This window comes from [Flexibacter] sp. ATCC 35208 (assembly GCF_001975825.1).
Lineage (GTDB): Bacteria > Bacteroidota > Bacteroidia > Chitinophagales > Chitinophagaceae > Chitinophaga.
On the sequence record NZ_MTKN01000018.1, the window covers coordinates 12,242 to 28,133 of the forward strand.

The following is a 15,892-nucleotide window of genomic DNA, read 5'->3' on the forward strand; positions in this document are numbered from 1 at the left end:
TAGCTTAACCCGCTAATTAACCATTTTACGTTATGATTAAACAGGTCGCTATTGCCTTTACGCTATTTTGCTGTTTACCCGTCACGCGTTTGCTGGCGCAGGAACGATTCTCTACCACCACCGATCATTTACAACTGGATTTTGAAGTAGATGGCAAAGGAAGATTGTTGCAGAAATACTTTGGTCCCAAACTCGCAGATGGCGGAGAACAGCTTCGTCCTGTAGAGCGTTGGGAGGCATATACACCCGCGGGTACAAACAACCTGTTTGAACCTGCTATACAGGTCACCCATGCGGATGGCAACCCTTCGCTGGAGCTGTTGTACATTAACCGGAACACGGTAAAAACGGATGACAATATCACTGCGACCACTATCACCCTGCGTGACCCGAAATATCCATTTACCGTATTACTACATGTCAATACCTATGCAAAGGAAGACATCTTTAAGGTATGGACAGAGATCAGTCATAAGGAAAAAGGAGCCGTTGTCCTGGCAAATTTCGCATCCAGCATCCTGCACTTCAATGCACATAAATACTACCTTACCAACTTCCATGGTGACTGGGCAGAAGAAATGAAGATGGATGAAAACGAACTGACCAGTGGTATCAAGATCCTTGATTCCAAACTGGGTACCCGTGCAGATATGTACCAGATGCCTTTCTATTTTGTTTCTTTAGAAGAACCTTCTACTGAAACACATGGCGCTGTGATGGCAGGTACGCTGGCCTGGACGGGCAATTTCCGGTTTGCTTTTGAAGTCGACGAGCTGAATATGCTTCGGGTTATTTCAGGTATGAACACCTATGCTTCTCAATATAAACTACAACCTGACCAGAATTTTGAAACTCCTGCATTTATATTTTCTTACAGCGATAATGGCCGTGCTGCTATCAGTCATAACTTCCATCGCTGGGGTGCGAAGTATGGTGTGATTGATGGCGATAAACCACGTACCGTATTGCTGAATAACTGGGAGGCGACTGGGTTTGATTTTAATGAAGAAAAGCTCTCTGCTTTGTTTGATGATGCCCATAAATTAGGGGCTGATCTGTTTTTGTTGGATGATGGCTGGTTTGGGAATAAATACCCCCGCAATGCCGATAATGCAGGGCTGGGCGACTGGCAGGAAATGAAGGCTAAACTGCCGCATGGACTGGGTTACCTGGTAAAAACTGCGGAAGAGAAAAAGGTGAAATTTGGTATCTGGCTGGAACCTGAAATGGTGAATCCTGCCAGCGATCTGTATCACCAGCATCCTGACTGGATACTGAAGTTGCCAAACAGAGGTGAAGATTACTTCCGTAACCAGCTGGTATTGGATCTGGTGAATCCTAAAGTACAGGATTTTGTATATGGTATCGTTGATAACATGATGACTGCCAACCCGGGTATTGCCTACATCAAGTGGGATTGTAACCGTATGATCACAAATGCATATTCTCCTTACCTGAAAGACAACCAGGGAGGACTATATATTGAATACACCCGTAGTTTGTACCAGGTGCTGAAACGTATCCGTAGCAAGTATCCGCACTTAGCGATCATGTTGTGCTCCGGTGGCGGTGGCAGGGTTGATTATGGGGCGTTGCCTTACTTTACAGAGTTCTGGGCAAGTGACAATACAGATCCGTTTGAAAGGGTATTTATACAGTGGGGATATTCTTATTTCTTCCCTTCATTTACAGTAGCCGACCACGTTACCTCATGGGGTAAGCAATCCCTGAAGTTCCGTACAGATGTGGCGATGATGGGCAGACTGGGGTATGATATAAACCTGGATAAATTCACGGGCGATGAATGGACATTTAGTCAGCAGGCCGTGGCGAACTATAAACGGTTGCAGCCGGTACTGGCGCATGGTGATCTGTATCGTTTGATCTCTCCCTATAAGGAGAATAGAGCCGTGTTGATGTACGTAGATGCTGCGCAATCAAAATCAGTCTTATTCGCTTATAACCTGCATACCCGTTTTGGAGAAAACTTTGCACCTGTAAAATTGCAGGGATTGGATCCACACAGACAATACAGGGTGACGGAAATCAACCTGAAGCCCGGCGAAGAATCTCATTTATATGAACACAATAAGATATTTTCGGGTGATTATCTCATGAAAGCGGGTATCAATGTATCCGGGAATGAGCCGTTATCCAGCAAAGTATTGGAAATTGTGACTGAATGAAAATAAGCTTACTGATTATATTATTCTGTTACTGTACAAACCTGCTAAGTGCACAGAACCTGGTGCCGAATGCGAGTTTTGAGGAAGTAAATATCTGCACGGAATACATAGCGCCCTGTGCTCCCTGCGGGTGGATGGCTGTTGCACCAGAGATGATCAAGATGAAATATCTCTGTAATGGCGCTGCTTTGCAGGGGCAGCACTATGTATCCCTGTTGCAGGAAGGACCTGTGGAGAATCCGGATGCAAGAGTGTATATACAAACCCGGTTGTTGTGTGCGTTGCAAAAAGGACAGGCGTATAAGATAAGGGTGTATATGAATACGGAAAATTATCCGTTGCGTATCGGACTGCGGTTTGATACGGCTTTTATCTTTAGTGAGAATACTGGTTGTTTGTCACAACCTGTCAGCGTAGAACTAAATGAAGCGGATCAGCAAAAAAAACTGTGGCATACCAAAATGCCCTGGTATATATTAGAGAAGACCTATGTGGCCACTAATAATGCGACACACCTGATAGTGGGGAATTTCAAAGCACCTGTGCGTAAAAATGGATTTTCTGGTTATACCAATGCACAGGTATTAATAGATAGTATCAGTATTACAGCTGTCAATGAGCAATTGCAGCTATGCGGAGATACCGCTGCTACACGGGCTGCTTTATATGCAGAACATCACAGGCATTCTATTCCGGAAGCTTTGACCCCGGGCAGACCTGTCCTGCATACACTCAATGGGAGTCATGAGGGATGTGATACATTGATATTGAAAGATGATTTATTTAACCAGGATCATACTACGATTAATGAACGATATCGGCAGCCTATCAACGACGCACTGAAAAATTATAAAGGAGATACGACCATGCGGATTCAGTTGGTCGGCCATGCATGGCAGGCAGCATCGGAAGAGTACAATAAAATTATTTCCTATGATAAGGCGAAGGCAGTGGCTACTTATCTTGTATATAATGAGGGGTATAGTTTTGATGATTTCCAGATAAGAGGAGAGGGGAAGCGAAATCCGCGATATGATACAACTGAGGCAGATAATAACAGGGTAGAAATGATCTTGTGCCATGTAGCGCCGCCGGTAGTGGTCGTGAAAAAGGTGGTCCCACCTCCTGATACACTGGTCATACCAGATATATTATTCAAATTTAACAGTAGTGAGCTCAATCCTGCATTGCATGCAGCACTTGATAGTTTGATGAAAAAAATACCAAGGGATGGAAGCGTGCAATTACAGGTAACAGGGCATACAGATAATGCAGGTAATGATGATTATAATTATACTTTATCATTACGTAGGGCAACTGCCGTAGCCGGCTATATGCAGCAGTATGGTGTAGGAAATGACATCCGCCAGATTAGCGGAGCTGGCGAAACGCAGCCGGTGGCGGATAACAAAACATTAGAAGGAAGAAGAAAAAACCGGAGAGTGGAAATAATTATTTTCCATACAACAGATTAAAATAGCATAACATTAATAACAAAAAGCCTCCCGGGGCAAACCCTCCTGGTCCAAAGGCTTCCCGCCTTATAGCCGGCCGCAGGCCCCACTACAAACAAACGCTGCTGCCAAAGGTAGCAGCGTTTGTTTGTACAATATATTTTCCTAAATTTAAAAGAGAGAAACCAGAATCAATCGCCCAAAGGAAGATTTGTCTAACTCAATAATCTGTACAGTCACTTTGTTCACCTAAAACTCAACTTATGCAATTATTGTCATGGTTGATGCTAGCATCATTGCTAAGTATTACCTCGATTTCCCTTGCGCAGCAGGGAAAATCCGTACACGGCACTGTTACTGCCGGAGATAATAAACAACCCCTGGAAAGAGTCGTCATTATCGAAAAGAGCACCCAAAATCACGCCTACACTGATGCATCCGGCACCTACTCCATTACCCTGAAAAACGACAACGCCACACTTATTTTTAGCTATGTAGGCTACTCCACACAGGAAATACCTGTCGGTGCTCAGTCTGTCGTCGATGTTGTCATGCAACCCTCTCAGAAAGACCTGAGTGAAGTAGTTGTCACCGCCTTCGGTGTCAAAAAAGAAAAACGCGCACTAGGTTACACGATCCAGCAAGTAGACAACGCAGACCTGAATGTAAACCACCAACCGAATGTAGTCAATGCGCTGCAGGGCAAAGTAGCAGGCGTACAGATTACCAGTACCGGGGGCGGCCCCGGCCAGAGTTCCCGTATCATCATTCGGGGTATCAACTCCCTCGCTGGTGATAGAAACAACCAACCCCTCTTTATCATTGACGGGGTGGAAATAGACAATAGTACTTATACCACCGGTGGTGCAGAAACACGTGGTATGAGTAACCGTGCTTCTGACATCAACCCCGATGATATTGACAACATTTCTGTACTACGTGGTGGTGCGGCCACTGCCCTCTATGGTATTCGCGCAGCAAACGGCGCGATCATCATTACTACCAAATCAGCAAAAGCCGGTAAGATCCGGGTATCTTACAATGGTTTGTATGGCTTTGACCAGGTGAATAAGATCCCTGAAGTGCAATCTACCTACACGCAGGGTTACCTCGGCGTATACGACGCTACCAGCTTCTGGCCCACCTGGGGACCTACCGTGGCCGAAGCCAGGCAGGAAGATCCTACCCATCCGGCTACACTCTTTAACAATTATAAACAGGCTTTCCGAACCGGCATGCAAACCCGCCATACTGTGAGCGTAGGCGGAGGTACAGAGGCGGCGCAGGTTATAGGATCAGTCTCCTATTTCAAGCAGAATGGTGTGATCCCCTTTAGTGACTACACCAGTTACAACGCCCGCCTGAATGCCACTTTCAGGATCAGTAACAAGGTGACCGCCGGTGCGTCTCTCAATTACATCAACTCCGGTGGCAATAGGGTCAACTCCGATCGCTATGGCGAACAGATCATCTACTGGGCGCCCCGGTGGAACATGAAAGATTATAAGAAAGAAGATGGTACCCAACAAACGTACAGCAGCGGAACGAACAATCCCATTTACACACTCTCTACCAATAAATTCAGGGATAATGTAAACAGGGCTATCGCAAGTGCCTACATCACTTATAAGCCTGTTGACTGGTTGAATTTCTCTTATCGCTTTGGTAATGACTTCTACACCGATGGCCGTACGCATACCGCTCCCGGTCCACTGGGCGTGGTGGATGAAGCACCTAACCTCGATGACAACGAATACGGTTTCATTGATGAATACAACCTGCGCAGTCGTAACCTTACTTCAACTATCATGGCGAATTTCACAAAGACATTCAATGAGAAATTCTCTATTGACTTTAAACTCGGTCACGATCTTCGCGACCAACGGGTACGTAGAAGTAGTGTGGAAGGAGATACACTGGTGGTGCCGGATCTTTTTTTATTAGGCAATGCCAAACGTGTGAAAGGGGATTCTTATATCCTCGACTACCGCAATTACGGCTATTTTGGAGACCTGACCCTGGGGTGGAAGAACCTGCTCTTCCTGGAACTCACCGGTCGTAATGACCTGACATCGACCTTGTCCCGCGAGAACCGAAGTTACTTTTATCCCAGTGCCAGTCTTAGCTATATCTTCTCTGATATGTTCAAATTACCAGATTGGTGGAGTTATGGAAAACTGAAAATCTCCTATGCACAGATAGGCAAAGATGGTGATGCATACGCGATTACGAATGGTTTTGAAACGGGTGATCCGATTGGGACCACTGTACCTTTTTATCAAAGCAGAACCTTGGGCAATGCGAACCTTCGTCCGGAATTTACGAATACCAGTGAAATCGCTACAGAACTGCGTTTTCTCGATAATCGCCTGGGATTGGAAGTAAATGCTTATCAGCAAAAGAGCAAAGACCTGTTGGTGCCGGTGTATGTATCAAATGCTACCGGTTATGATCAGGCTTATGTCAATGCGGGTGAAATCAATAACAAGGGTTTGGAAGTGACTGTAACAGCGATGCCGGTACGTACGAAAGACTTTAGCTGGGATGTTAAGATCAATTTTTCTACGAATAGGAACAGGGTGATTAAACTGAATGAGCAGCAGGGCGCAGAATTGAAAGAGATCGTGATTTCCAGTCAGTATGGCTACCTCAGTTCAACTGTTACCAGCAAGCTGGTACCCGGTATGGCTTATGGTGCGCTGTATGGCCGTAGTTACAAACGGTATTATGCTAAAGACGATGATGATGGTGTGACCCTGCGTAAAGACCTGCCATTGCTCATTGGTGCGAATGGTTTCCCTGTGTTGGATGATGTCACTAATCAGCGGTATCTGGGTAGTACTTTGCCAAAATGGATGGGGAGCACACTACAGACTTTCAGGTATAAGAATTTTACATTTTCGTTGTTACTGGATGTTCGTCAGGGAGCCTATAAATACAACCAGCTATCCAACTTCCTCGCTGCCTTTGGGGAATCAAAGATAACGGAGAACAGGAACCAGACGATTGTATTTGATGGTGTGCTGGCAGATGGAACACAGAATGCAAAAGCCGTTTATTTAGGTCAGAGTACGGGGCCTGATGGGGTAGAATATGGGGCAGGTTATTATCGTAATTACTATCGTGGGGCAAGTGAAAAGTTTATTGAAAATGCTTCGTGGATACGGTTACGATCAGCAGGGTTATCGTACACATTGCCTGCTGGCTGGCTAAAACCTACCCATACCATTTCGGGAGCGACTGTGTCATTCACAGGGAATAACCTCTGGTTGCATACAAAGTATACGGGTTTCGATCCTGAAACCAGCTCCGCCTCTGCCAGCAGTAATGGTGCCGATAGCTTTGCAGGGTTTACTTATCCTGCTACCCGTAGTTTCCTGTTCAGTGTAAACCTTCAATTCTAAAGTCATGAAACGAATATATATAATCTTACTGGCCGCCATAGCAGGTTGTTCCAAAGGCTACCTGGATGTGAACCAGACGAACCCGAATCAAACTACCAACCCGCCTATCAATGGGTTATTATCAGAAGTTACTTACCAGACAGGTGTAAACGTATTCAATGTAGGCAATATCACTTCTTATTACGTACAACAGCTGGCCTCACCCAATGCCAGCAGTAGTACAGATGTGTATGATGACATTGATGCCAGCACCACCTGGAAAAACATCTACCTTACGATAGAGGATATACGCCAGATGGAAGTACTGGCTGTAGAGAAGAACGCTTATCAGCATATGGGTGTAGGCCAGATCCTCGAAGCTTACAACATGAGTATGCTCATAGATCTTTGGGGAGACGCTCCTTACTCGCAGGCATGGCAGGGCGCTACTTATCTCACACCCGCTTACGATAAAGGAGCGGCGATTTATGACAGTTGTTTATTATTGATAGAAAAAGGAATTGCTTCCCTCAAACAGGCAGATCCGCTTATTACCCTCGATGCAGAAAACGATCTGGTACATAGTGGCTCGGTAGCAGGTTGGATCAAAACAGCCTATACACTCAAAGCGCGGTTACTAAACCGCCTGAGCAAACAAGCGGATTACGATCCTGCAGCCATCCTATCAGCACTGGATAGTGGCTATACCAGCAATAGCGATGATGCCGCCATCACCCGGTTTGAAAGTCTGAGTCTATGGAACGGCGTAGCCGTCAATAATGCCAGTGGCAATCTCGACGGCTGGCTGAGTGCGACTTTTATCAATGCCCTGAATGGCAGTACATATGGGATATTCGATCCTCGTTTGCCATTGATCACAGATACGACTAAATATGGTGATTACAGGGGGACTGTTAATGGTGCGGGGCGTGTAGGCTCCGGTACGGACAAAGGGCAGTGCTACCTGTCAGTAAATGGGTACTATTCTAAATCAGGTGCGCCATTACTATTGCTTACGTATGCAGAGGCCCGGTTTATTGCAGCAGAAGCCTATTTTAATACCGATGCTACAAAGTCTTATCAGGCATACCTGGATGGCATAGGTGCAAATATGGATAAGGTAGGCGTGTCTGTTACAGACAAGGCGAACTACCTGTCTCAATTACCTGCTTATTCAAAGGAGCTGTTGTTTAAAGAGAAATACGTGGCAATGTTCCTGCAGCCTGAATGCTGGACAGATGCACGGAGATATGATTATCAATATAAGAATTTCAATTTACCGGCGAATGCGCTCTTAACCACCTTTATCAGAAGGGTAAGTTATCCTGCATCTGAAACCAGTAGGAATGCAGCGAATGTGCCGGCAGTGAGTTCGCTGGCGGATGTACTCTGGTGGGATAAGTGATTTTTAGAGAGGGACAGCGGGGTAGTAGCTCCGCTTCCCCTTACGCCGATATCCTCCCATCCGCAGCAGGATCCGCCACCGGTATCGTCGCATAAAAAGTCGTTCCTTTCCCCGGTACACTTTCAAACCAAAGCTCCCCATGCTGTAAAGATTGCAGCTCTTTGCAAAGTACCAATCCAAGCCCAATCCCTTTTTCATTATTCGTTCCGAAAGTAGATTGCGTCTTCAAGGAAAAGATTTCTTCCTTATGAGAACTTTCAATACCAATACCATTATCCGTCACCATCAGCTGGCAAATACCATCTTTTACCAACAGGCTGATCGTCACCTGTCCGTTATTAGGAGTAAACTTAATCGCATTATTCACCAGGTTCCTGATGATGAGCTCCAGCATATTATGATCTGCCGTTACATACACAGCAGGATCAATTTTGGAAGTCAGCGTCACTGATTTTTTATCTGCAAGTATCTGTTGAATACCTAATACCCGTTGCACAACTTCGTATACATGTACCGGTGATAACCGTACCCCACGACCATCCATCTGCATCTTACTCCATGTAAGCAGGTTCGTCAGCATATTGGAGGTATTCTTGGTCATGGTCAGCAGTTCATCGCCCAGCATTTTACGTTCCTCTTCTGACAATTCGTATTCTGCAATGAGGTGCAGGGTCGTAATAATCGAATTTAATGGACTTTGCAGGTCATGTGCGATGATAGAGAAGAGTTTATCCTTTTTCTGGTTCAGTTGTTCCAGGTTGGCATTCTGAATATCGATTTTATCCGCCCTGTCTTCCGCCTTCTTTTTCTCCCTGTTATAATTATTCCGCAGGTAATTAGTGATCAGGAAGGTGCAGGTTAGGGTCACAAAGTAGCTGGAAGCGAGGTCAATATACCTGTTTTGCGCACTCTGATAACTATCTGCAATCCAGCTGGGGTGCAGGTATTCCATGGTGAGCAGGGTAATTGGTAGGAGCAAATGCAGGGAAGCCCAGATCCAGTGTCGATTACGTGGGCTGAATGCAATCAGCAGGTTAAATGTGAGGAAAAACAACAGGAGAACGGGGCCATGACTGCCGGAGTTCAGGTAATAAGTGGCCGTCAATGTGATATAACTGACAATCACATAGGCCAGCATGCTCACGTTGTAAATCCCCTTAAACCTGGACAACCAGAAGAAGAAAACCTGTAAGATCAGTAACACCAGCACGATGATCCATACCGCAGTCAGTCCCAGCCACATATTGAATGGCAATAATACAGTTAAGAGTGCCAGGGTAATGACACTGATGGAGTTGAAAGCACGGTTCTCCAGCGAAAACGCTGCAGGGTCTCCCACTAGCTTCTCCCATAAGTTGGTAAGTCGAGCCAAAACATTTCGCAAGTGTGAGTCTTTATTAGTTAGTGATCGTCCCTCGGTAGTGACTACAAAGGTCGGGGATGAAAAGTTAATATGTTATAACACGAAAATGTGATAGTAGGATTTCTACTCACACTTCATTTTATGGAATGATATTCGCAGCTACCTAAATAAATATCATTTTATGAAAAATATCGTAATAGCCGGCCTTGTGTCCATGGCTATATCCCTGCCCAGCCTCACTTCAGCACAATCCAAAAGCGACGATAAGAAAGCGGCCATCACAAATCTGATTCATAACCAGTCATATGTATTTACTGCTCAGTCTTCAATACCTGCCGGCCCTTCGCCGGACAGGCAGCTGAATGGTCAGTATGACCTGACAGTCACCAAAGACTCTGTAATCAGTTATCTGCCGTATTTTGGCCGTGCGTATACAGCACCGATGGATCCTTCCAAAGGAGGCATACAATTTACCTCTACTAAATTTGATTATAAGGTCACAGAAAAGAAAAAAGGAGGATGGACGATTGTGATCAAACCAAAGGATACACAGGAAGCCAGTCAACTGATACTCAATGTCTCTTCAGCAGGATATTCTTCACTGCAGGTGATTGGCAACAACCGCCAGCCTATTACATTTAATGGAGTAGTAGATGAAAGGAAATCTAAAAAATAAGTTAAAATTATCTTAAGATGCACTGGAATTTGGCATAGCGGAATGGTTGTTGTTTTTTATTCTGTGAACCAAAAACAGATACCATGTCTAAGAATAACAAAGAAGGTGTAAAGCATTCCATTCAGGAGCTGGCCATGGGAAACTACAGAAGCTATCCCGAAGAGTATAATGAAGTGTCAGTGGAAACGACTGATAATGTTCAATCACTCGCAAATGGTTATTGGGATTCCAGGGATGATAAGGAAATACAGCGCGATGAGCGATTAGGTATAGGCTTAGAAGATTATCAGGCGTGGACGCTTGAGGCCTTCGAAGCATTTGTGGAAGCGGAGCATGTGCTGAATTAATTGAACTTAAAAGTGTAAGAAGCGCTTGCTTCACTAAGCTGACTTTTAAAAGTATTATTACGCAGAAAGGGTTACGGTATGTAACCCTTTCTGCGTTTTTTTATATCTTTAGATCAAAGCACAACATTCTACGCCGTTATGAAAGAACTCTCCGCCAGTCGGACCGCCCAGTATATGGCTTTATTCCGGGCGCTTGAAACCCAGCGACCACATGATAAACTGGTCTACGACCCTTATGCCATCAACTTCCTTGACCGTGGGTTTCAGATAGCCACCCGTTTATCTGTTATTCCTCCTATCCGCCGCATGATCCAGCGTATTATCCAGAAAAGGATCCCCGGTGCTTATTCCTCTGGCATAGCCCGAACCAGGTATATCGATGAACTTGTGCAACAAGCTGTGAACCAGGGTATACAGCAAGTGGTCATATTGGGTGCCGGGTTCGATACGAGGGCATTGCGCCTTGATTTTCTGCGCCTCCTGCCCGTGATAGAAATAGACCATCCCAATACATCGGCTGTGAAAAAAGAGAAGTTAGGGAGCTTGACCCCACATGTACAATACCTGCAGCTCGATTTCAATGAAAAAGGATTGGATGACCTGTCACTCAACGCTTCACTGCCAACGGTATTTATCTGGGAGGGCGTGACGAATTACCTGCAGGAAGAAGCTATTGCTGCTACATTCCGGTTTATAGAAAAGTTCCCTGAAGGCTCCTTCGTAATCTTTACTTATGTAGATGAAAAAGTATTGCGGGAACCCCATGTCTATTATGGGGGAGAGAAGTTGCTCAATGATGTAGCACGGCTGGAAGAAAAATGGACATTTGGCTGGAAACCAGGTAATTTACGAAAATATTTGCAACAGTTTGAACTGGAATTACTGGAAGATAATAGTGCGGTAGAATACCGTCGTCAATATATGCCGGCAAGGACAGAAAAAGGGTATGAGTTTTATCGTGTAGCATTTGCCGTAAGAAAGTAGTACATTATATCACATAACCATAACGACGTTTTATGAAAACTAAATTGTATTGTTTCCTGATTATTTTTTGTAGTATGACCATGATTTCATTTGCCCAATCTAAAGAGGAAAAAGCGGTAGCCGCGCAGGTAGAGTCATTGCGGAAAGCGATGGTAGACGCGGACAAAGCCACGTTAGAGAAACTGGCTGATGCAAAGTTGACTTACGGACATTCTGGTGGGAAGATAGAGGACAAGGCTACGTTTGTAGATAATATTGTAAGTGGGCATTCAGACTTTTTATCGATTGATCTGAGTGATCAGACGATTGTGATCAGTGGGAATACCGCGATAGTAAGGCATAATCTGGCGGCCGCTACAAATGATAATGGCAAGCCCGGCAATGTACATTTGCATGTATTGTTGGTGTGGGCGAAGGAGGGGAGTCAGTGGAAGTTATTAGCGAGACAGGCGGTGAAGCAGCCGGTAGCAAATCAGTAATTAGTGTTCTGTTTGATTGGCATTTCAGGAATGATTGAAGACATAAAATGCTATTTGTTAAAATCCGGAAACATATCCGGAATAATTCAGAAATCGATACCGGATTGAACACGGACTGATCATCAATTGATCATGAATTTCTATAGATGATTAAATAAATCTGCCTGATCGAATTCCTGAGCACGTCGGCTTATTTACCCAAACTGATGATTAGCTTCCTGCCCTTGTTGCCCCCGGCTTTTATGGCCTGACCCTCAAACCCTTATTTATAGCAATTTCCGCATCATGGCATAGTTTTTCTATTGGTAGTAGAAAATAGAACGACCAGTAACGGTCATATCTGTTAACCAATAAAAAAGTATTTTATGCAAGCTACATTGGAAACCATAGAGATCCTGAATGATCTGGTACAAATCAACAATGACCGAATTGACGGTTATGAAAAAGCGTTACAAGAACTGAAACAGGAAGATAATGACTTGAAAGCATTGTTCTCCTCCATGATCAGCGAGAGTCATGAAATCAGACTGGCTTTAGGAACAGAAGTAAATGCATTAGGTGGTGATATGGAAACTTCCACAACTACCAGTGGTAAGATTTACCGCGCATGGATGGATATCAAGGCTGTATTTACCGGTCATGACCGTCATACAGTACTGGCGAATTGTGAGAGAGGAGAAGATGCAGCCCAGAGAGCTTATAGTAGTGCATTGGAAGAGGAAGAGTTGCCAGCTTACCTGAGAGAAATGGTGACAGAGCAACAGCAGATTTTAAGACGCTCTCATGATAAAATCAAAGAGCTGAGAGATGCTACCAAATAATATTGATCAGGCTTCTTATTTAGTCTATTTTTTGCCTGGCGTCCTCTCATGTGGGAGGACGCCTTATTTTATATTTATCTTTAGCCTTTTTACATGTTTAGTTGAGTAAGGGTACTTATTTAGATGAAAAAGATTACTTATTCAGATGATAAAGGTTACATCATCGTTAGCGAATAAGGTTACTTATTTAGTTGAAAAATGATTACATCTTTAGATGAAAAAGATTACTTATTTAGTTGAATAAGATCTTCTTCCATCATTGGTTTTATCTGCTGAAAGATTACTTTCAGCTGTTCTACCAACCTTTCTACTTCCTCATTCCATTTTCCCGCTTCTTCCAGTTTTAAAATAATTTCTTTAGCCCCCGCTACCTCCATACTCAGTACACTGGGCTTTAACTTATGTACAGTCCTTTTCAGGTCATGCAATACCTTTGTAACCTGCAACTGTTGCAGGTCCCCCGTATATTCTGTCACTGAATTGATGAAAAGGGAGATCATCTTATCGATGAACGCTTGGTTGTCAGATATTTTGTACAGATAGTTATATGAATATAGTGCATGATTAGCGCGCATATTGATTGTAGGTTGTTAAACTCAGGCGCCTTCAATCTCGCCGGTCTGTAACATTTTGTAAATAGTAGATTTACCAATATCCAGTTTCTCTGCTACCAACAGTACATTATCGTTGTACCGTTTCAGATAGTTCCGGATAATCAGTCTGGTATACTCTCTGAGCGTTAATTCTGTATTCAGTACTGTATCCACATCATGGTTATTGCCGGAGAGGAAGGTAATGTCATCCGGCTCAATAATGTTGTTTTCAGACATTACGGCGGCGAGTTCTATCACTGATTTCAATTCACGGATATTACCAGGGTAATTGTAGGTGAGGAGTTTTTCCCGGGAAGCAGGGGAAACCTTGATTTCCGGAATTCTATTGTCCTTACAGTAATTAGAAAGGAAGAACTGTGTAAGCAGTAAAAGGTCGTCTTTTCTGTCCCTAAGGGGTGGAAGTGCGATGGGCAGACCTACGATACGATAGTAAAGGTCTTCCCTGAAGTTCCCTTTCTTTACTTCATCAGCCAGGTTCTTGTGGGTAGCCACGACGAGGCGGAAGTCCAGTTTGATTTTACTGTTGCCTCCCAGGCGGATCAGTTCTTTTTCCTGGAGTACTCTGAGGAGTTTACTTTGGATATTCAGGTCCATTTCCCCGATTTCGTCCAGGAATAGGGTACCGCCATTAGCTTCTTCAAAACGGCCGGTTTTACGGTTCTGTGCCCCTGTAAAAGCTCCTTTCTCGTAACCGAACAATTCACTTTCTACCAATTCCCTGGGAATAGCGGCCATGTTCACTGCTACATACGGTTGTCCGCTGCGGGCAGAATTGTAATGGACAGCTTTGGCGACCAGTTCTTTACCCGTACCGGTTTCGCCGGTGATGGATACGTTGATCATAGAGCCCGCGGCCTTATCGATCAGGCGGAATACAGCCTGTAGGGCAGGACTTTTTCCTACGATGGAGGTGGAGTAGTCGTACCGGGTTTTTAATTCCGCTTTTAACTGTGTGATCTCATTTTTTAAGGATTGATTTTCCCGAAGGCGGATGATGGCTTTCCAGAGTAACTGCTGGGTGTTTTCATCTTTGACGAGATAATCTTCGGCACCCATTTTCAGGAGGTCTACAGCTGTCGTGATCTTTTCCTGGGCGCTGATGATGATGACAGGAACGTTTGGTTGAGCCTGCTTTATCTTACGGTATAGCTCTTCACCGTTCATGTCGGGAAGGCCAAAGTCGATCGTGATCAGATCAGGTTTTCGGTGCAACTGAGCCAGGCATTCCTTACCTGAGCCGATTAGGGTTACTTCGTAATCGGGGTTTTGACTGAGGTAGTGTTGTAACAGGTTACCATACCATTTGTCGTCTTCAACTATAAAAATCTTAAAATCGAGCATTCATGGAATTTTCCGTTAAATTAGGAAATTTTCCAATCATGATCGATTCAGTTAGGGATCAGAATAGTCATTTTTATTTTGATTGTATAAAAAAGACTATGCTGATATGGTATTGGTGGGATGAAATTGGCTATATATTTTTTGATTTTCTATAAAGTTCTTTAACTAGTTAGAATGTTTTCTAATTGGTTATAAAGTTCACTAATTGCTTAGAAAGTTCTTTAATTGCTTATAATGTTCTCTAATGTTGGTCTGAAATTGACCCATCCGTGGCCCCACTCCGTCGTACATAATCTAAGTCACGTGGGGCCTGGATGAATCGGTTATGAAAAAAGCACGATAATTAGTTTGTTGTCTTAGGTTCTTTAATTTCTTTTATTATCCTTGAAACTCCTTGAATTCAGTCAACCTCCTGAATTCCCTTGAAACTCCTTGAATTCTTTCAATCCCTTCAATGCCTTGAATCTTTAATCCAATCCCTTTGATCCTTTTTAATTTTTAAATTCGTCTATATTTTTTTGAATTTCTTTTGAATCATTCCCTGGCCCCTTTTCTTGTTCCTCCTTCTTCATTTGCACAGGGGCCGGGATGACGCACTCTCACATAAGTTCACTAGTTTCTATAAGCTTCTAAAAATGACAAGCTCGTTTGTTAGCATAGGTTATGATCCTCCACACTTGTTCGATCTGCACGCTTCATTGTTCACTGATTCAAATGCACTGGCATTATCTCTTTCACGTTCCATCTTCACCCACAAACTCTCTTCACCTTCCTCCATCTCTGTCACGTTCCATCCTCACTCCACAAACCTTCTTCACTTTCCTCCATCTCTGTCAATC

Annotated in this window: 13 protein-coding genes; 10 read left to right on the top strand and 3 right to left on the bottom strand. The window is 44.0% G+C overall.

Annotated elements, in window-relative coordinates; translation table 11 throughout:
* Nucleotides 1–32 precede the first annotated feature (32 nt).
* The 4 genes from BW716_RS13120 (at nucleotide 33) to BW716_RS13135 (ending at nucleotide 8,428) form a co-directional block, all read left to right on the top strand.
* Nucleotides 33–2,186 carry an alpha-galactosidase gene (locus tag BW716_RS13120; RefSeq protein ID WP_083723020.1) on the top strand — a complete coding sequence of 718 codons (2,154 nt, stop codon included), beginning with the start codon at nucleotides 33–35 and terminating at the stop codon, nucleotides 2,184–2,186.
* Nucleotides 2,183–3,661: an OmpA family protein gene (locus BW716_RS13125; RefSeq protein ID WP_083723021.1), complete on the top strand. Its 1,479-nt coding sequence runs from the start codon at nucleotides 2,183–2,185 to the stop codon at nucleotides 3,659–3,661. The genes BW716_RS13120 and BW716_RS13125 overlap by 4 nt, the downstream gene beginning before the upstream one ends.
* A 242-nt stretch (nucleotides 3,662–3,903) precedes the next feature.
* Entirely contained in the window at nucleotides 3,904–7,044 is a 3,141-nt protein-coding gene (locus tag BW716_RS13130; RefSeq protein ID WP_083723022.1) for a SusC/RagA family TonB-linked outer membrane protein, read from the top strand.
* A 4-nt stretch (nucleotides 7,045–7,048) separates the two neighbouring features.
* Entirely contained in the window at nucleotides 7,049–8,428 is a 1,380-nt protein-coding gene (locus BW716_RS13135; protein WP_083723023.1) for a SusD/RagB family nutrient-binding outer membrane lipoprotein, read from the top strand.
* Nucleotides 8,429–8,468: 40 nt separating this feature from the next.
* Here the strand turns inward: BW716_RS13135 and BW716_RS13140 are convergent, their stop codons facing one another.
* Nucleotides 8,469–9,800: a HAMP domain-containing sensor histidine kinase gene (locus BW716_RS13140; RefSeq protein ID WP_143708843.1), complete on the bottom strand. Its 1,332-nt coding sequence runs from the start codon at nucleotides 9,798–9,800 to the stop codon at nucleotides 8,469–8,471.
* 172 nt (nucleotides 9,801–9,972) lie between these two features.
* Here BW716_RS13140 and BW716_RS13145 point away from each other — a divergent pair, with 172 nt between their 5' ends.
* From BW716_RS13145 to BW716_RS13165, 5 genes are all read left to right on the top strand, one after another.
* Nucleotides 9,973–10,467, top strand: coding sequence for a DUF4251 domain-containing protein (locus BW716_RS13145; protein ID WP_083723025.1), 495 nt, complete (start codon nucleotides 9,973–9,975; stop codon nucleotides 10,465–10,467).
* An 83-nt stretch (nucleotides 10,468–10,550) separates the two neighbouring features.
* Nucleotides 10,551–10,814 (top strand): hypothetical protein, encoded by a 264-nt coding sequence (locus tag BW716_RS13150; RefSeq protein ID WP_083723026.1) that lies wholly within the window; start codon nucleotides 10,551–10,553, stop codon nucleotides 10,812–10,814.
* 138 nt (nucleotides 10,815–10,952) lie between these two features.
* Nucleotides 10,953–11,798, top strand: coding sequence for an SAM-dependent methyltransferase (locus tag BW716_RS13155; protein ID WP_083723027.1), 846 nt, complete (start codon nucleotides 10,953–10,955; stop codon nucleotides 11,796–11,798).
* 32 nt (nucleotides 11,799–11,830) lie between these two features.
* The gene (locus tag BW716_RS13160; RefSeq protein ID WP_083723028.1) at nucleotides 11,831–12,277 is read left to right on the top strand and encodes a nuclear transport factor 2 family protein; all 447 of its coding nucleotides are present in this window, start codon (nucleotides 11,831–11,833) and stop codon (nucleotides 12,275–12,277) included.
* Between the two features lie 365 nt (nucleotides 12,278–12,642).
* Complete coding sequence (locus BW716_RS13165) at nucleotides 12,643–13,098, top strand: PA2169 family four-helix-bundle protein (RefSeq protein WP_083723029.1); 456 nt, start codon at nucleotides 12,643–12,645, stop codon at nucleotides 13,096–13,098.
* A 224-nt stretch (nucleotides 13,099–13,322) separates the two neighbouring features.
* On the opposite strand, the gene BW716_RS13170 is transcribed toward BW716_RS13165, so the two are convergent.
* Entirely contained in the window at nucleotides 13,323–13,673 is a 351-nt protein-coding gene (locus tag BW716_RS13170; protein WP_083723030.1) for an Hpt domain-containing protein, read from the bottom strand.
* Nucleotides 13,674–13,694: 21 nt separating this feature from the next.
* Nucleotides 13,695–15,053, bottom strand: a complete 1,359-nt coding sequence (locus tag BW716_RS13175; protein ID WP_083723031.1) for a sigma-54 dependent transcriptional regulator — start codon at nucleotides 15,051–15,053, stop codon at nucleotides 13,695–13,697.
* Nucleotides 15,054–15,688: 635 nt separating this feature from the next.
* On the opposite strand from BW716_RS13175, the gene BW716_RS37635 reads away from it, so the two are divergent.
* Nucleotides 15,689–15,892, top strand: a 204-nt coding sequence (locus BW716_RS37635) for a hypothetical protein (protein ID WP_220388754.1), incomplete at its 3' end; no start/stop codon positions are given.